Raw genomic sequence first — 16,678 nt, 5'->3', positions numbered from 1 at the left:
CTCCCACTAACTAACACTTAGTGAGTAATACTCACAACTTGTTAGTTATGCTGTCAAGCATGAGCGCGGGCAACCCGAAGCGGCGCATGACCGCCGAGGGACGGCGCGAGCAAATCCTCGACGTCACGCACGCGATCGTGGACGCCGAGGGGTTCCACGCGGCGACACCGAACCGCATCGCCCGTCAGGCCGGCATCAATCGGTCGCTGATCTATCAGCTGTTCGGCGACCCCGCGGGGCTGTTCGTCGCGTTGATCGACCGCGAGGCGGCACGGGCCGGCGCGCAGTTCGCCGAGGCGATCTCCGGGTTGGACGCCGTCGCGCAGGATCAGTCGCTGGTGGTCGCGTTCGACGGTGTGCTGGCCGCCGTCGACGCCCACCCCGCAACCTGGCGGCTGTTCCTGTTCCCGCCGCAGGGTGCGCCACCGCAGCTGTATGCCCGTCTGGCGCAATCCCAGCGGGTCGTGCTCGAGTTCTTCGTGCGGGAGCTGCTGCGCCACAATCCCGCGCTGCACGAGCCGGAGTACACCGCGCGGATCCTGCATGCCGCCGGTCGCGAACTGCTGCAGCTGCATCTCAGCGACCCGCAGACCGCGACCGTGGACCGCTTACGAACCTTCGTGCGGCGCTTCGGTTCTGAGCTCGTTGCGGGCTAGCCGGTACGCCCTCGTTCGGTCCGGTAGCGCCGCACCAGCGCATCGGTCGAGCTGTCGGACTGCTTGGCCGGCGCCCCGTCGGCGGTGATCACCGGAAGCAGCGCCTTGGCCTGCGTCTTGCCCAGCTCCACACCCCACTGGTCGAACGAGTCGATGCCCCAGATCGCTCCCTCGGTGAAGACCTGGTGTTCGTACAGCGCGATCAGCTGGCCCAGCACCGACGGGGTGAGTCGGTCGGCCAGGATCGACGTCGACGGCCGGTTACCCGGCATCACCTTGTGCGGCACGATGTCGGCGGGCGTGCCCTCGGCGGCGATCTCCTCGGCGGTTTTGCCGAACGCGAGCACCTGGGTCTGGGCGAAGAAGTTGCTCATCAACAGGTCGTGCATGCTGCCGGTGCCTTCCGCGGTGGCGAGGTCGTCGAGGGGTTGGCTGAACCCGATGAAGTCGGCCGGCACCAGTCGGGTGCCCTGATGCAGCAGCTGATAGAAAGCGTGCTGACCGTTGGTTCCCGGTTCGCCCCAAAAGATTTCGCCGGTGTCGGTGGTGACGGGTGTGCCGTCCGCGCGGGTCGACTTGCCGTTGGATTCCATGGTCAGCTGCTGCAGATAGGCGGCAAAGCGCGACAGGTCGTTCGCGTACGGCAGCACGGCGCGTGACTGCGCATCGAAGAAATTCGAGTACCACAGCCCGATCAAGCCGAGCAGCGCAGGCGCGTTCGACTCCAGCGGGGCGGTGCGGAAGTGCTCGTCGACGAGGTGGAATCCGGACAGAAAATCGGCGAAGGCGTCCCGGCCGATGGCGGCCATCAACGACAGCCCGATCGCCGAATCGACCGAATAGCGGCCCCCGACCCAGTCCCAGAACCCGAACATGTTGTCGGTGTTGATGCCGAAGTCGTCGACCAGGCGCTTGTTGGTGGAAACCGCCACGAAATGCTTGGCCACCGCGGAGTCACCCAGCGCCTCGGTCACCCAGCGGCGCGCGGCGGTCGCGTTGGTCAGCGTCTCGAGCGTGGAGAAGGTCTTCGACGCGACGATGAAAAGCGTTGTGGCGGGGTCCAAGCCGGCCAGCTTGGCGATCAGGTCGGCGGGGTCGACGTTGGAGACGAAGCGGGCCGAGATCCCGGCGTCCGCGTAGTGCCGCAGCGCCTGGTAGACCATCACCGGACCCAGGTCCGACCCACCGATGCCGATGTTGACGACGGTGCTGATCCGCTTGCCGGTGGCCCCGGTCCACTCACCGCTGCGCAGCCGGTCGGTGAAGTCGCCCATCCTGTCGAGCACGGCATGCACGTCCTCGACGACGTTTTGGCCGTCGACGACCAACTCGGCGTCCCGCGGCAGCCGCAGCGCCGTGTGCAGCACGGCGCGGTCCTCGGAGGTGTTGATGTGCACGCCGGAGAACATCTGGTCGCGGCGCTCTTCGAGGTTCGCCGTGCGGGCCAGGTCGACGAGCAGCCGCAGCGTCTCGCGGGTGACGCGGTGCTTGCTGTAGTCGATGTAGAGGTCACCGACGGTCACGGTGAGCTCGCGGCCGCGGTCGGGATCGTCGTCGAAGAACTGCCGGAGATGGGTCTGGCCGATTTGTTCGTGATGCCTGCGCAGGGCGTCCCACGCCGGGGTGGCGGTGATGTCGGGGATGGTTCGCACGGAGGTCATGTTTTCGACAGTAGTGCGGCCCGACGCCACGCAGGTGGCTCCCGCGGTCAGTGCCCTAGCCGGCCCCTGCCGAGCCGCAACAGCAGCATCGCCAGATCCTTACCCTCGGGACCGAGCTCGCTGTAGCGCTCGATGACCTTCATCTCGCGACTGTGCACCAGCCGGGTGCCGCCGGAGGCCATCCGCACCTTGCCGATCTCCTGGGACACCTGGGCGCGCCGCTTCACCGCGGCGAGGATCTCGGCGTCCAGGCGGTCGATCTCTTGGCGCAACTGGTCAATGTCGGTGGACTCTGGGGACTCGACCATCTCGATGTTCATGTCGGCTAACTCCGCGTTCTCTTGATGTGGGGGTTCTGGTCTCATCCGTTATCGGGCCTCACAAAAGAGACGAGCCCCGAATCCGGAAGCGGACCACGGGGCTCTGCGAAAGCAGCTACGCCACGGGCACCGCTGGCCGGTACCCGTAGAAAAATCGGCCGCTGGTCGACAGCTGCCGATGGGGCTGCTTGGTGAGCACCCACCGAGTGTGCCACCGAAGGCCACGACCGCGCAAAGAAACGAAACGATCCGCATCGCCGTTCCCGAACGGCTTGCCGAATTCAGCCGCCGCCAATTGATGGCCGCCAAATGCGCGGAATTCGGTCGGGATAACCGTAGGCTGCAAACGATTCGGGCGCACAGGGAAGGACTGTGAAAATGAATTTTCTCGTGTTTCCACCTGAACTGAATTCATTGCTGATGTTCAGCGGTGCGGGCTCCGGCCCCATGCTGGCCGCCGCGACGGCCTGGGACGGGCTGGCCGCCGAACTGACCTCGGCGGCGTCGTCATTTTCCGCGGTGACCTCGGGCCTGGCGGGTCAGGCCTGGCAGGGTGCGGCATCGGCGGCAATGATGTCCGCGGCGACCCCCTATTCGGGTTGGCTGGCCGCGGCGGCGGTCCGGGCGTCGAGCGCGGCCGGGCAGGCCCGAGCGGTCGCCGGCGCATTCGAATCGGCCTTGGCGGCGACGGTGCACCCGTTAGCGGTGGACCTCAACCGCAACCAGTTCGTTCAGCTGGTGGTGTCGAATCTGTTCGGGCAGAACGCTCCTGCGATCGCGGCCGCGGAATTCGAATACGAACAGATGTGGGCCCAGGATGTCAGCGCGATGGTCGGCTATCACGCCGGCGCCGCCGAAGCGGCCGCGGCCCTCACCCCGATCGAGCAGGCGCTGCAGAACCTCCCCGCCATCATCGGGCAACTCGCGGTCCCCGGCAATATCGGGGCGGCGAACATGGGCGAGGGCAACACCGGCAGCCTGAACCGGGGCAACGGCAACACCGGCAACGCCAACATGGGCAGCGGCAACATCGGCAATCTCAACTTCGGCAACGGAAACCAGGGACCCTCCTCGAGCCAGCCCGCCATCCTCAACCTCGGCAACGGAAACATCGGCAGCTTCAACCTGGGTGGCGGAAATATCGGCAACTCCAACCTGGGCAGCGGAAACCACGGCAGTGCCAATATCGGCAGCGGAAACTTCGGCAGCAGCAATGTGGGTGGGGGAAACAGCGGCACCGCAAACCTGGGTACTGGAAACACCGGCAGTAACAACATGGGCAGCGGAAACACGGGCACCACCAACTACGGCTTCGGCAACACCGGCAACAACAATGTCGGCAGCGGCAACACCGGCAACTCCAATGTCGGCATGGGCAATTTGGGCAACGGCAACATCGGCGCCGGAAACCGCGGCAACTTCGACATCGGCTTCGGCAACACCGGCAACAACGACTTCGGGATCGGACTGACCGGCGACAATCAGATCGGCATCAACCTCAACGGCCTGAACGGCGGTACCGGCAACATCGGCCTGTTCAACTCGGGCAACAACAACGTCGGATTCTTCAACTCCGGAAACGGGAACTGGGGCATCGGAAACTCGGGCAACTTCAACACCGGCTTCGCCAATTCCGGCAGCACCAACTCCGGCTTTTGGAACTCCGGCAGCCTGGACACCGGCTTTTGGAACTCGGCCGGCACCGACGTCGGCTTCGGCAACTCCGGTGTGGGCGACGTCGGCTTCTGGAACGGTGGGCACGACGACTTCGGCATCGGCAACGCGGGAGCGCTGTCGATGGGCGCGTTCAACGCGGGCAACGGAAACGTGGGTTTCGCGAATGCGGGGGCCGGCAACGTGGGCTGGGGCAACTCCGGGCTGCACAACACCGGGTTCGGCAATGCGGGCGCCACCAACACCGGGTTCTGGAACTCGGGCGACACCAACACCGGCGGCGGGAATTCGGGCAATACCAATACCGGCTTCGGCAGCGCGATCAACACCGGCGCGGCGAACTCCGGCTTCGGAAACACCGGATCGGGAAACTCGGGCTTCAACAACAACGGCAGTGCGAACTCGGGCTTTTCCAACACCGGGTCCAATGACGAGGGTTACGGAAACGTGGGTCAACACGATACGGGCTTCTTCAACACGAGCAACGGCAACACCGGGTTCTCCAACACCGGCACCAATGATGTGGGCATCTCGAATGCGGGCAACCTCAACATTGGCTACGGCAACACCGGTCCCGCCGGAAACGCGGGCTTCTGGAACTCCGGCACCAGTAACTCGGGCATCGGAAACACGGGCACCAGCAACTCCGGCGTCGGGAACGCGGGCACGCACAGCTCGGGGGTCAACAACACCGGCAACCAGCAGTCGGGCTTCGGGCACTAGCGATTACGGTCCGGCCGGGCATGGCTCGGCCGCCTGTCGTCGGCGGCCGGCGGTAAGTTTGGACCGACATGAGTGTGCACGTGACCGCCAACGCCGGGGCCAGCCCGGACAACCCCGAAGCGGATCGTCTGCTGGACGACCTCAACCCGCAACAGCGCCAGGCCGTGGTGCACGAGGGTTCGCCGCTGCTGATCGTGGCGGGTGCGGGTTCGGGCAAGACGGCGGTGCTGACGCGGCGCATCGCGTACCTGATCGCCGCCAGGGGCGTCGGCGTCGGCCAGATCCTCGCCATCACGTTCACCAACAAGGCCGCCGCGGAGATGCGCGAACGCGTGGTGCGGCTGGTCGGCCCCCGGGCTCGGGCGATGTGGGTGTCGACCTTTCACTCGACCTGCGTGCGCATCCTGCGCAACCAGGCGTCGCTGATCGACGGCCTCAACTCCAATTTCTCGATCTACGACGCCGACGATTCGCGGCGCCTGCTGCAGATGATCGGCCGCGACATGGGGCTGGACATCAAGCGCTTCTCGCCGCGGCTGCTGGCCAACGCGATCTCCAATTTGAAGAACGAGTTGATCGATCCCGACGACGCCGTCGCCAGCCTGTCGGACGAATCCGATGAGTTGAGCCGCACGGTCGCCTCCGTGTACGGCGAATACCAGCGGCGGCTGCGGGCGGCGAACGCGCTGGACTTCGACGACCTGATCGGGGAGACCGTCGCGGTGCTGCGGGCGTTCCCGCAGATCGCCCAGTACTACCGTCGGCGGTTCCGCCACGTGCTGGTCGACGAATATCAGGACACCAACCACGCCCAGTACGTGCTGGTTCGAGAGCTGGTGGGCACCGAAACCGAGGCCGCCGATGACGTGCCGCCCGCGGAGCTGTGCGTGGTCGGCGACGCCGACCAGTCGATCTACGCGTTCCGCGGCGCCACCATCCGCAACATCGAGGACTTCGAGCGCGACTATCCCGACGCGAGAACCATTCTGCTGGAACAGAATTACCGCTCGACGCAGAACATCCTGTCGGCGGCCAACTCTGTGATCGCCCGCAACACCGGGCGCCGCGAGAAGCGGCTGTGGACCGACGCCGGGGCCGGCGAGCTGATCGTCGGCTACGTCGCCGACAACGAGCACGACGAGGCCAGGTTCGTGGCCGAGGAGATCGACGCGCTCGTCGAGAACGGCGAGATCACCTACAACGACGTCGCTGTGTTCTACCGCACCAACAACTCGTCGCGGTCGTTGGAGGAGGTCTTCATCCGCGCCGGGATTCCGTACAAAGTCGTTGGGGGAGTGCGGTTCTACGAGCGCAAGGAGATTCGCGACATCGTCGCCTATCTGCGGGTGCTGGACAACCCGGGCGACGCGGTCAGCATGCGGCGCATCCTCAACACGCCGCGCCGGGGCATCGGGGATCGCGCCGAGGCCTGCGTGGCGGTGTACGCCGAGAACACCGGCGCCAGCTTCGCCGATGCGCTCGTGGCCGCGGCCGAGGGCAAGGTGCCGATGCTGAACACCCGTGCCGAGAAGGCGATCTCGGGTTTCGTCGAGCTGCTCGACGACCTGCGGGGGCACCTCGACGACGACCTCGGCGACCTGGTCGAGTTGGTGCTCGAACGCACCGGATACCGCAGCGAGCTGGAGTCGTCCACCGATCCGCAGGAGCTGGCCCGGCTGGACAACCTCAACGAATTGGTCAGCGTCGCACACGAATTCAGCATCGACCTGGCCAACGCCGCCGCGCTGGACGAGTCTGAAGGTGCTGCCGAGGACGAGGACGTGCCGGACACCGGGGTGCTGGCGGCGTTTCTGGAGCGCGTGTCGCTGGTGGCCGACGCCGACGAAATCCCCGAGCACGGCGCCGGTTTGGTGACGCTGATGACGCTGCACACCGCGAAGGGCCTGGAATTCCCGGTGGTGTTCGTCACCGGCTGGGAGGACGGGATGTTCCCGCACATGCGGTCGCTGGACGATCCCACCGAGCTGTCCGAGGAGCGGCGGCTGGCCTACGTCGGCATCACCCGGGCCCGGCAGCGGCTGTATGTGAGCCGGGCCATCGTCCGCTCGTCGTGGGGGCAGCCGATGCTCAACCCGGAATCGCGCTTCCTGCGCGAGATTCCGCAGGAGCTCATCGACTGGCGGCGCAGCGCACCCGCGCCGTCGTTCAGTGCGCCGGTCAGCGGTGCCGGACGGTTCGGCGCGCCGCGTCCGGCGCCGGCTCGCTCGGCGGCGGCGTCCAAACGCCCACTGCTGGTGCTGCAACCCGGCGATCGGGTGACCCACGACAAGTACGGCCTCGGCCGCGTCGAGGAAGTCTCCGGCGTCGGCGAATCGGCGATGTCGCTGATCGACTTCGGCAGCTCAGGACGGGTCAAGCTGATGCACAACCACGCCCCGATCAGCAAGCTATAGCCCCGCTGAGCGGGAAAACCACGAAAACGTCGCCCTCAGAACACTTTCGAGCGCGGGGGTTCGATTCGGCTACGCGTCCAGCCAGCGCTTGGTCTGGGGGACCAGCACCAGCACCGCGCAGGCGATCGGCAGCACCGGAAGCAGATGCACGATCCAGGCGACCCGGGCACCCGCGATGAACACCCCGAGGTAGGTGAGCACCGCGACCACCGCGCCGGCCAGGATGAGGTAGCGCCCGAGGTCGCGCCGCTGCAGCAACATGATGACGCCCGAAATGGTGGTGGCCGCGAACACCAGGGCGAGAAAAGCCACCGCGATGCAGAACATGCGGTCGGTTCGCCACCAGCCGGCGATCAGGTCGGTGGCCACCACCGACGTGGCCCAACCGCTGATGATGCCGGCCGCGCAGGCGGCGACGGCGGTGCGGCCGTCCGGCTCGTGGCCCGGCAGGCCCCCAAGACCTCCGCGCCGGCCGGCGCCGATCGGATAGGGAGGCGGCTGCCGCGGGATGTGGGTGGTCGGGGACTCCGGCACCACGGGCATCGGCCCGGTCGGTGCCCGCCGGATGATCCGCGTGTGCGATTCCGAGGGCTGCTCGGCGGGCTCGGGCGACGGCGCGGCAGCGGGCGGGTCGTTCGGCGAAGTCACCTCAGCCAGCGTAGTTGCCGACGCTGAGACCACGCTTAGCAAGCCATGGGACCGGGTCGATCCGCTCGGTGCCGCCCTGCAGCACCTCGAAGTGCAGGTGCGGGCCGGTCGAGTTGCCGCGGTTGCCCATGGTGGCGATCTGGTCCCCGGCCATCACGCGCTGGCCGACGCTGACCAGCGTCGTGTTGACGTGGCCGTACAGCGTGACCGTGCCGTCGGCGTGGCGGAGCTTGACCAGCATCCCGTAGCCGGCGGCCGGCCCGGCGTCGATGACCACACCGTCGGACACCGCAACGATCGGCGTTCCGATCGAGTTGGCCAGGTCGATGCCGGCGTGCAGTACGCCCCAGCGGTAGCCGAAGTTGGAGGTGAAGATCCCCTTGGTCGGCATGACGTACAGCGGCTGCTGCAACCGCGCCTCGCGCTGGGCGCGATCGTTGGCGAAGGCCACACCCCTGGCGAGTTCGGCGTTGTGCACCGCCGCGTTGGCCGCCGGCTGGACCGCCACCACCTGCGCGCCGCGCAGCGTGGTGCTGCCCGGCCCGCCGGCGAGCGCCGACGCGTTGGCGGCCAGCACGGCCTCCGTTTTGGGGGTGTCGGCGTGGCTGGTCGCCGTGTGGGCCGCCGCGGCCGCCGCCCCCGCGGCCATCGCCGAGATCAGCAGCCGGCCCCGGGCCGCGCTGGTGGGCTGCTTGCGGTGTTGGCCGCCGCGCCGGATCGCGGGGATAACGTCGGTGATGTCCGAGTGGGTGGCGCGGCGCGCGTCCAGGTCGGGAGCGTCGGGTACAAACTCGGCCGCCATCGGCACGGAGGCGGGGGCGGCCAGCCGCAGCGGGACCAGGTCGTCGATGTCGTGCAGGTCGTCGAGCTCGGGGGCGAGCAGCACCTGGGCTGCGTTGTCGAACGTCGAGTCGTTGCTGAAATCGAGGCCGTCGAGGTCGCCGGGCTCGTCGATGAAATCCAGGTCGTCGAAGTCGAACCCGTCGAGCGGCAGGATTTCGGTGACTTCGTTGCGGTGGGGCTCCGTCCACCGGCCGCCCGCTGCGCGACCGACCCTCACCACGCCTGTTACGGCTGAAGGACGCGTCAAACGATGCTGCGACAAGCTGAAATGTCCTCGTATCGTGACCATAACGTTATCTGGACCCTAGGAAGGTATCCGCTAACCGACGGGGCTGGCAACCGCGGGCCACGAACCCGACTAATATTGTGAGTTGCATCACTTTTGAGGCGCGCGGGTATGCCGTGAGCTCTGCCACATCGGTGGACGCGAAGGTAGCAGCCGGTCGGCGGGTGGATAAAGTGCCAGAGGCCCCGCAGCAAGCCGAGCGAAGACAGTGAGCACATGGACCTTTTCGAGTATCAAGCTAAAGAGTTGTTCGCCAAGCACAACGTACCGAGCACGCCCGGTCGCGTCACCGACACCGCCGAGGGCGCTCGCGCCATCGCCGAGGAGATCGGTCGGCCGGTGATGGTCAAGGCGCAGGTCAAGATCGGGGGCCGCGGCAAGGCGGGCGGCGTGAAATACGCCGCGACGCCCGACGACGCCTACCAGCACGCCCAGAACATCCTCGGCCTGGACATCAAGGGCCACGTCGTGAAGAAGCTGTTGGTCGCCGAGGCCAGCGATATCGCCGAGGAGTACTACATCTCCTTCCTGCTCGACCGCGCCAACCGCACCTACCTGGCGATGTGCTCGGTCGAGGGCGGCATGGAGATCGAAGAGGTCGCCGCCACCAAGCCCGACCGGTTGGCCAAGGTCCCCGTCAGCGCCGTGACGGGCGTCGACGTGGCGACCGCGCGTTCGATCGCCGAGCAGGGCCACCTGCCCGCCGAGGTGCTCGACGCCGCCGCGGTCACCATCTCCAAGCTGTGGGAGCTTTTCGTCGCCGAGGACGCGACGCTGGTCGAGGTCAACCCCTTGGTGCGTACCCCTGACGACCGGATCCTGGCGCTCGACGGCAAGGTCACCCTCGACGCCAACGCCGACTTCCGCCACCCCGAGCACGCCGAGTTCGAGGACCGCGCCGCCACCGATCCGCTGGAGCTCAAGGCCAAAGAGAACGACCTGAACTACGTGAAGCTCGACGGCCAGGTCGGCATCATCGGCAACGGTGCGGGGCTGGTGATGTCGACCCTCGACGTCGTCGCCTACGCCGGCGAGAAGCACGGCGGCGTCAAGCCTGCCAACTTCCTCGACATCGGCGGCGGCGCCTCCGCGGAGGTGATGGCCGCGGGCCTGGACGTGGTCCTGGGCGACCAGCAGGTCAAGAGCGTGTTCGTCAACGTCTTCGGTGGGATCACCGCGTGTGACGCGGTGGCCACCGGCATCGTCAAGGCGCTGGAAATCCTTGGCGCCGAGGCCAATAAGCCGCTGGTGGTGCGCCTGGACGGCAACAACGTCGAGGAGGGCCGTCGCATCCTGACCGACGCCAACCACCCGCTGGTGACGATGGTGGCGACGATGGACGAGGCCGCGGACAAGGCCGCCGAGCTGGCCAGCGCCTGAGCGAAAGGACCGCACGACATGGCAATCTTTTTGACCAAAGAGAACAAGGTCATCGTTCAGGGCATCACCGGCAGTGAGGCCACCGTGCACACCGCCCGGATGCTCAAGGCGGGCACCCAGATTGTGGGCGGGGTGAACGCGCGCAAGGCGGGCACCACCGTCACGCACGAGGACAAGGGCGGCCGGATCGTCAAGCTGCCCGTGTTCGGTGGCGTCGCCGAGGCGATGGAAAAGACCGGCGCCGACGTGTCGATCATCTTCGTGCCGCCGAAGTTCGCCAAGGACGCCATCATCGAGGCCATCGACGCCGAGATTCCGCTGCTGGTGGTCATCACCGAGGGAATCCCGGTGCAGGACACCGCATTCGCGTGGGCCTACAACGTGGAAAAGGGCGGCAAGACCCGCATCATCGGGCCGAACTGCCCGGGCATCATCACGCCGGGTCAGGCGCTTGTCGGCATCACCCCGGCCAACATCACCGGCGCGGGTCCCGTCGGGCTGGTGTCCAAATCCGGCACGCTGACCTACCAAATGATGTACGAGCTACGCGATTTCGGGTTCTCGACGTCGATCGGCATCGGCGGCGACCCGGTGATCGGCACCACCCACATCGACGCCATCGAGGCGTTCGAGAAGGACCCCGACACCAAGGTCATCGTGATGATCGGTGAGATCGGCGGCGACGCCGAGGAGCGTGCCGCCGACTACATCAAGGCCCACGTGTCCAAGCCGGTCGTCGGTTACGTGGCGGGATTCACCGCACCCGAGGGCAAGACGATGGGCCACGCCGGCGCGATCGTGTCCGGGTCGTCGGGCACCGCGGCCGCCAAGAAGGAGGCTCTGGAGGCCGCCGGCGTGAAGGTCGGCAAGACCCCGTCGGAGACCGCCGCGTTGGCGCGGGAGATCCTGGGCAGCCTCTAGCACTCCACCGCGCGGGCGCGCAGGCACCCCGGGTGCAGGGCGATGCGCCGCCTCCGGTAGATAGTTGTGCTATGAATCTTGACCCGCACACGCCCGTCGTCGTCGGGGTCGGTCAGGCCGCCGAGCGCATCGACGACCCCGATTACCGGGCGATGTCGCCGGTGGAGCTGGCCGCCGCCGCCGCCCGGGCCGCCGTCGACGACTGCGGCGCCGCGTTCGACGCGGTGGCCGCCGCCGTCGACACGGTGGCCGGGATCCGGCAGTTCGAGATCTCCGGGCCCGTCGCCACGGCGGTGCTGGGCCGGTCCGACAACTACCCGCGTTCGGTGGCCAATCGCCTTGGCGCCCAACCCCTTCGGGCGATCTTGGAAATCGTCGGCGGGCAGGGGCCCCAGCACCTGATCAGCGAGCTGGCCGCCGGCATCGCCGCGGGCCGCTCGAACGTGGCGCTCGTCTTCGGCTCGGATGCGACGTCGACGCTGCGGCACTTCGCGAAGGCCGAGGACAAGCCGGACTTCACCGAAACCATCGACGGAGATTTGGAGGACCGCGGGCACGGGATCGAGAAACTCATCTCGCGCTACACCGTCATTCACGGTCTGACCAGCGCGCCGATCCAGTACGCGCTGCTGGAGAACGCGCGACGCGCCGGCACCGGGCTCGGGCCGGCCGAATACCGGCAACGGATGGGCGAGCTGTTCGCGCCGTTCACCAAGGTCGCCGCCAAGAACCCGTTCGCCGCCGCGCCGGTCGAACGCACCGTCGACGAACTGATCACCGTGACCGAGGGCAACCGGATGATCTCGGAGCCCTACCCGCGGCTGCTGGTGGCGCGCGACCAGGTCAACCAGGGGGCGGCGGCGCTGCTGATGTCGATCGGGGCGGCGCGCCGCCTGGGCGTGCCCGAGGAGAAGTGGGTGTACCTGCACGGGCATACCGACCTGGAGGAGCAGCCGCTGCTGCAGCGCCCGGACCTCGGCCACGCCCCCTCCGCCGTGCTGGCGGTGCGCGCGGCGCTGGACATGACCGGTATCGGCGTCGACGACGTCGCCACCTTCGATCTCTACAGCTGCTTTCCGGTGCCGGTGTTCAACATTTGCGACGGCCTGGGGATCGCGACCGACGACCCGCGCGGGCTGACGCTGACCGGCGGCCTGCCCTTCTTCGGCGGGGCCGGCAACAACTACTCCATGCACGCCGTCGCCGAGACGGTCACCCAAATGCGAGGCATGCCAGGGCAATTCGGTCTCGTCGGCGCCAACGGCGGCATCCTGAGCAAGTACTCGGTCGGGGTGTACTCCACCACGCCCGTGGCGTGGCAGCCGGATCGCAACGCGCAGCTGCAGGCGCGGATCGACGCCGCGCCGACGGAGGCGGTGACCGAGAGCGCCGACGGCGTCGGCACCGTCGAGACCTACACGGTCCGCCGCGACGACGGGCGCGCCACCGGGATCGTCATCGGCCGGCTCGAGGACGGCAGCCGCTTCCTGTCGACCACCGAGGACGAAGGACTGATCGCGCTGTTGATCGACGGCGACCCGCTGGGGCGCGAGGTGCGGGTGCGGTCGTTCGATTACGGCAACCGCTGCACCCTGTAGGGATCGTTACCCGTGTAGCCCGTTGAGGCCGAGCAGCTGCCCGCCGGCCCCGCCCTGGCCGCCGGCCCCCGTCGTCGTGCCGACCGCGCCGCCGCCACCGTTGCCGCCATTGCCGATCAGCACGGCATTGCCGCCGTTGCCGCCGTTGCCGCCCTTGCCGGTGAAGATGCCGCCGCCGCCGTCGCCGCCGGGACCGCCGGAGCCGAAGATCGTTCCGGCGTCGCCGCCGGTGCCGCCGGTACCGCCGATGGTGCTGCCCGCCCCGCCGGACCCGCCGGCCCCGCCATCGCCGGCCACCATTCCGCCGTGGCCGCCCGCCCCGCCGAGGCCGCCGTTGGTCCCGGGACCGCCCGGGCCTCCAGGGCCACCGAACCCGAAGAGGAAGCTGCCGACGCCGCCGGCCCCGCCGTTGCCGCCGTTGTTCATTCCCATGCTGTTCAGGGACGAGCCGCCGGCGCCGCCGGCGCCGCCGAAACCGACCAGGGCCCCGCCGAATCCTCCGGCCCCGCCGTTGCCGGCGGCGCCGTTGCTGCCCGCGGTCCCGCCTGCGCCTCCGGTCCCGCCGACCCCGATGAATCCGCCGGCCCCGCCGGGCCCGCCGTCGCCGCCGCTGCCGGTGAAACTGGTTCCGCCGGCACCACCGGCGCCGCCCATGCCGAACAACCCGCCCAGCCCGCCGGCCCCGCCGTTGCCACCCAGCCCGGCCCCGACGCCACCCGCGCCGCCGACGCCCGCAAGGCCGAACAGCGCGCCCGCCCCACCGGTCCCGCCGGCGCCCCCGGTGGTGCCCGTGCCGCCCACCCCACCCGCGCCCGCGACACCGAACAGCCCCGCCGCCCCACCGGTGCCGCCGGCCCCGCCGGTGGCGACGTTGCTCTGACCGCCGGTGCCGCCGGTCCCCCCAATGCCGAAGAGGCCGCCGGCACCGCCGTTGCCGCCGCGCCCGCCGTTGGGATTGCCGGCGCCGCTGTTCGTCCCGGACCCGCCGTTGCCGCCATTGCCGATCAGGAACCCGCCCGGCGCGCCGTCCTGGCCGGTGCCCGGTGCGCCGTTGGCGCCGTTGCCGATCAGCGGGCGCCCGAACAGGACCATGGTGGGCGTGTTGATGGCCCCGAGCACGTCCTGTTCGATGGTCTGCAGGGGCGACGCGTTGGCCGCTTCGGCGAAGGCATACGAGCCCGCACCGGCGCTGAGGGCCTGCACGAACTGGGCGTGAAACGCCGCCGCCTGGGCGCTGACCGCCTGATAGGCCTGGCCTTGGGCGCCGAAGACCGCCGCGATCGCGGCCGACACCTCGTCGGCGCCCGCGGCCAGGACGTCGGTCGTCGTGGCCGCCGCGGCCGTGGTGGCCGTGTGGAGTGTGGAACCGATATTCGCCAGATCCGTTGCCGCCGTTGTCATTAACTCCGGCGATGCGGCCACGAACGACATGGGACACCTCCCGCCACGTCACCGTGCACCGGGCGAACCCGAATCACCCGTCCAGCGACGAGAAGAGCAGAGCGTACCGCTTGCGGGGTAGACGGCGGACGGACTTTAACGCGATCTTTACGCCTCAGACGAGGGCGGCGAGCTTGCCGGCGAGGCGCTCGACGTAGGCGGCGACCTCGTCCTCGGCGCGGTCCGGCAGGCCGAACAGCACCTCGGTCACCCCGAGTTCGGCCCAGCGCGCGAGCTTCTCGGGCACCGGTTTGAAGTCCAGCGCGACGATCTGCGGGGCGCCGTCGCGGCCGGCGGCCGCCCAGGTGTCCTGCAGCAACTTGACCGGCTCGTCGATGTCGAAGTCGCGCGGGGTGGTGATCCAGCCGTCGGCGCTGCGCGCGATCCACTTGAAGTTCTTCTCGTTGCCGGCCGCGCCCACCAGCACCGGGATGTGCGGCTGCACCGGCTTGGGCCAGGCCCAGCTGGGCCCGAACTTGACGAACTCGCCGTCGTAGGCGGCTTCCTCTTGCGTCCACAACGCCCGCATCGCCTCGATGTACTCGCGCAGCATGGTGCGGCGCCGACCGGGCGGCACCCCGTGGTCGGCGAGTTCGTCGGTGTTCCAGCCGAAGCCGACGCCGAGGCTGACCCGCCCCCCGGAAAGATGGTCAAGTGTGGCAATGCTTTTGGCCAACGTGATCGGATCGTGTTCGACGGGCAGCGCCACCGCGGTCGACAGGCGCACCCGCGAGGTGACGGCGCACGCCGCGCCCAGGCTCACCCAGGGGTCCAGCGTGCGCATGTAGCGGTCGTCCGGCAGCGACGCGTCGCCGGTGGTCGGGTGGGCCGCCTGACGCTTGACCGGGATATGGGTGTGTTCCGGCACGTAGAACGTCTGGAAACCGTGGTCGTCGGCGAGCTTGGCGGCCGCCGCCGGCGAGATGCCACGGTCACTGGTGAAAAGTACGAGCCCGTAATCCATGCCCAGAATTAGAACGTGTTCTAGCTGCGTGGGCAAGCGGCTGCGATCGGCGCTGGTCGCGCCGGCGGGGCGGTCGCCCCGGCGCGCCCGCCCGAAGGTGCGCTAGCGTGGTTGATCGATCGCGTCGCAACGCGAGCATGGGGAAGGTGTTATCGAGGCGGCGCGCCGGCACGCACCGCGTCGCTCTGCAATGTGGCGCCACTAGGGCACTTGACGGCACTGGAAGCAACAGGAGGAGCCATGACCTACTCGCCCGGCAGTTCCGGATATCAACCCCAGCAGCCCGGCGGCTCCTACGCCGGCGGCACCCCGTCGTTCGCGAAGACCGACGACGGCGAGAGCAAGCTTCCGCTGATCTTGAACGTCGCCGTGCTGGCGCTCGGCCTGGCGGTGTACCTCCTGAACTTCGGGCCGACGTTCACCATCAGCGCCGAGCTCGCTCCGGGCGGTGGACGCGCCGGCGACGCCGGCTTCGCGGTGATCGCCGCGGTGCTGGCCGCGCTGCTGGCCGGGGTCGGCCTGCTGCCCAAGGCGACCGCCCGCGGCGCGATCGTCGCGGTGATCGCGGTGCTGGGCGCGTTGCTGGCCATCACCGAGACGGTCAACACGCCCGCCGGCTTCGCGATCGGGTGGGCGATGTGGCCTTTGGTCGCGTGCGCGATTCTCCAGGCGCTCGCCGCCGTCGCCGCGTTGCTGCTGGACGCCGGCGTCATCACCGCGCCCAAACCGCGCCCCAAGTACGACCCGTACGCGGGCTACGGCCAATACGGCCAATACGGGCAGTACGGGCAGCAGCCGTACTACGGTCAGCCGGGTGCCCAGCAGCACGGCGGACACCAGTCCCCGCAGCCCTCGTCGTACGGCGGCTCGCAGTACGGCGGCTATCCGTCGAGCCAGGCCCCGACCCAGGCCTCCATCCCGACCGGCGGATTCGGCGCCCAGCCCTCCCCGCAGTCGGGGCCCCAGCCGGCCGCGCAGCAGCACGGACCGTCGACGCCGCCCACCGGCTTCCCCAGCTTCAGTCCGCCGCCCTCGTCCAGCGGCGGCGAGTCCCAGGCCGACTACTCGAGCCAGACCGGGGACCAGCAGCAGTCGCCGTCGTCCCCGTCCGGACCGGCGCCGGCCTAACCGCGGGCTCTCGCGCGTAGCC

Annotated in this window: 13 protein-coding genes; 7 read left to right on the top strand and 6 right to left on the bottom strand. The window is 68.7% G+C overall.

Features of this window, described 5'->3' with window-relative positions; genetic code table 11:
- The first annotated feature begins 86 nt into the window (after positions 1–86).
- Positions 87–656, top strand: coding sequence for a TetR/AcrR family transcriptional regulator (locus tag AC5Y4Z_RS24165; RefSeq protein WP_499967486.1), 570 nt, complete (start codon positions 87–89; stop codon positions 654–656).
- On the opposite strand, the gene pgi is transcribed toward AC5Y4Z_RS24165, so the two are convergent.
- Entirely contained in the window at positions 653–2,317 is a 1,665-nt protein-coding gene (gene pgi / locus AC5Y4Z_RS24160) for a glucose-6-phosphate isomerase (protein WP_499967439.1), read from the bottom strand. The genes AC5Y4Z_RS24165 and pgi overlap by 4 nt on opposite strands.
- 47 nt (positions 2,318–2,364) lie before the next feature.
- Positions 2,365–2,682, bottom strand: coding sequence for a chorismate mutase (locus tag AC5Y4Z_RS24155; protein ID WP_499967438.1), 318 nt, complete (start codon positions 2,680–2,682; stop codon positions 2,365–2,367).
- Between the two features lie 333 nt (positions 2,683–3,015).
- On the opposite strand from AC5Y4Z_RS24155, the gene AC5Y4Z_RS24150 reads away from it, so the two are divergent.
- Both AC5Y4Z_RS24150 and pcrA read left to right on the top strand, forming a co-directional pair.
- Positions 3,016–5,034 (top strand): PPE family protein, encoded by a 2,019-nt coding sequence (locus tag AC5Y4Z_RS24150; protein ID WP_499967437.1) that lies wholly within the window; start codon positions 3,016–3,018, stop codon positions 5,032–5,034.
- Between the two features lie 68 nt (positions 5,035–5,102).
- Complete coding sequence (gene pcrA / locus AC5Y4Z_RS24145) at positions 5,103–7,448, top strand: DNA helicase PcrA (RefSeq protein ID WP_499967436.1); 2,346 nt, start codon at positions 5,103–5,105, stop codon at positions 7,446–7,448.
- Between the two features lie 69 nt (positions 7,449–7,517).
- Here pcrA and AC5Y4Z_RS24140 read toward each other — a convergent pair whose 3' ends face one another.
- Positions 7,518–8,096, bottom strand: coding sequence for a hypothetical protein (locus AC5Y4Z_RS24140; RefSeq protein WP_499967435.1), 579 nt, complete (start codon positions 8,094–8,096; stop codon positions 7,518–7,520).
- 1 nt (position 8,097) lies between these two features.
- A complete protein-coding gene (locus AC5Y4Z_RS24135; protein ID WP_499967433.1) occupies positions 8,098–9,201 on the bottom strand; it encodes a M23 family metallopeptidase in 1,104 nt (367 codons plus the stop codon).
- 240 nt (positions 9,202–9,441) lie between these two features.
- Here AC5Y4Z_RS24135 and sucC point away from each other — a divergent pair, with 240 nt between their 5' ends.
- The 3 genes from sucC to AC5Y4Z_RS24120 all read left to right on the top strand — a co-directional run bounded on the left by sucC (position 9,442) and on the right by AC5Y4Z_RS24120 (position 13,124).
- Positions 9,442–10,605 (top strand): ADP-forming succinate--CoA ligase subunit beta, encoded by a 1,164-nt coding sequence (gene sucC / locus AC5Y4Z_RS24130; protein WP_499967432.1) that lies wholly within the window; start codon positions 9,442–9,444, stop codon positions 10,603–10,605.
- A gap of 18 nt (positions 10,606–10,623) precedes the next feature.
- Positions 10,624–11,526 (top strand): succinate--CoA ligase subunit alpha, encoded by a 903-nt coding sequence (gene sucD / locus AC5Y4Z_RS24125; RefSeq protein ID WP_499967430.1) that lies wholly within the window; start codon positions 10,624–10,626, stop codon positions 11,524–11,526.
- Positions 11,527–11,597: 71 nt separating this feature from the next.
- The gene (locus AC5Y4Z_RS24120; RefSeq protein ID WP_499967429.1) at positions 11,598–13,124 is read left to right on the top strand and encodes an acetyl-CoA acetyltransferase; all 1,527 of its coding nucleotides are present in this window, start codon (positions 11,598–11,600) and stop codon (positions 13,122–13,124) included.
- Positions 13,125–13,130: 6 nt separating this feature from the next.
- Here AC5Y4Z_RS24120 and AC5Y4Z_RS24115 read toward each other — a convergent pair whose 3' ends face one another.
- Both AC5Y4Z_RS24115 and AC5Y4Z_RS24110 read right to left on the bottom strand, forming a co-directional pair.
- Positions 13,131–14,555 carry a PE family protein gene (locus AC5Y4Z_RS24115; protein ID WP_499967428.1) on the bottom strand — a complete coding sequence of 475 codons (1,425 nt, stop codon included), beginning with the start codon at positions 14,553–14,555 and terminating at the stop codon, positions 13,131–13,133.
- A 124-nt stretch (positions 14,556–14,679) separates the two neighbouring features.
- Positions 14,680–15,528 (bottom strand): LLM class F420-dependent oxidoreductase, encoded by an 849-nt coding sequence (locus AC5Y4Z_RS24110; protein WP_499967427.1) that lies wholly within the window; start codon positions 15,526–15,528, stop codon positions 14,680–14,682.
- Positions 15,529–15,768: 240 nt separating this feature from the next.
- On the opposite strand from AC5Y4Z_RS24110, the gene AC5Y4Z_RS24105 reads away from it, so the two are divergent.
- A complete protein-coding gene (locus AC5Y4Z_RS24105; protein WP_499967426.1) occupies positions 15,769–16,656 on the top strand; it encodes a DUF5336 domain-containing protein in 888 nt (295 codons plus the stop codon).
- Positions 16,657–16,678: the final 22 nt, after the last annotated feature.

Source organism: Mycobacterium sp. NGS63, from assembly GCF_059812295.1.
The sequence above is the reverse complement of the archived record's forward strand: the minus strand, read 5'-3'. Positions and strand labels throughout refer to the sequence as shown.

Excerpts from the sequence above, each read along its gene's own strand:
- AC5Y4Z_RS24165 (WP_499967486.1), top strand. The coding sequence starts at position 87 with ATGACCGCCGAGGGACGGCGCGAGCAAATCCTCGACGTCACGCACGCG.
- pgi (WP_499967439.1), bottom strand. The coding sequence starts at position 2,317 with ATGACCTCCGTGCGAACCATCCCCGACATCACCGCCACCCCGGCGTGG.
- AC5Y4Z_RS24155 (WP_499967438.1), bottom strand. The coding sequence starts at position 2,682 with ATGAGACCAGAACCCCCACATCAAGAGAACGCGGAGTTAGCCGACATG.
- AC5Y4Z_RS24150 (WP_499967437.1), top strand. The coding sequence starts at position 3,016 with ATGAATTTTCTCGTGTTTCCACCTGAACTGAATTCATTGCTGATGTTC.
- pcrA (WP_499967436.1), top strand. The coding sequence starts at position 5,103 with ATGAGTGTGCACGTGACCGCCAACGCCGGGGCCAGCCCGGACAACCCC.
- sucC (WP_499967432.1), top strand. The coding sequence starts at position 9,442 with ATGGACCTTTTCGAGTATCAAGCTAAAGAGTTGTTCGCCAAGCACAAC.
- sucD (WP_499967430.1), top strand. The coding sequence starts at position 10,624 with ATGGCAATCTTTTTGACCAAAGAGAACAAGGTCATCGTTCAGGGCATC.
- AC5Y4Z_RS24120 (WP_499967429.1), top strand. The coding sequence starts at position 11,598 with ATGAATCTTGACCCGCACACGCCCGTCGTCGTCGGGGTCGGTCAGGCC.
- AC5Y4Z_RS24115 (WP_499967428.1), bottom strand. The coding sequence starts at position 14,555 with ATGTCGTTCGTGGCCGCATCGCCGGAGTTAATGACAACGGCGGCAACG.
- AC5Y4Z_RS24110 (WP_499967427.1), bottom strand. The coding sequence starts at position 15,528 with ATGGATTACGGGCTCGTACTTTTCACCAGTGACCGTGGCATCTCGCCG.
- AC5Y4Z_RS24105 (WP_499967426.1), top strand. The coding sequence starts at position 15,769 with ATGACCTACTCGCCCGGCAGTTCCGGATATCAACCCCAGCAGCCCGGC.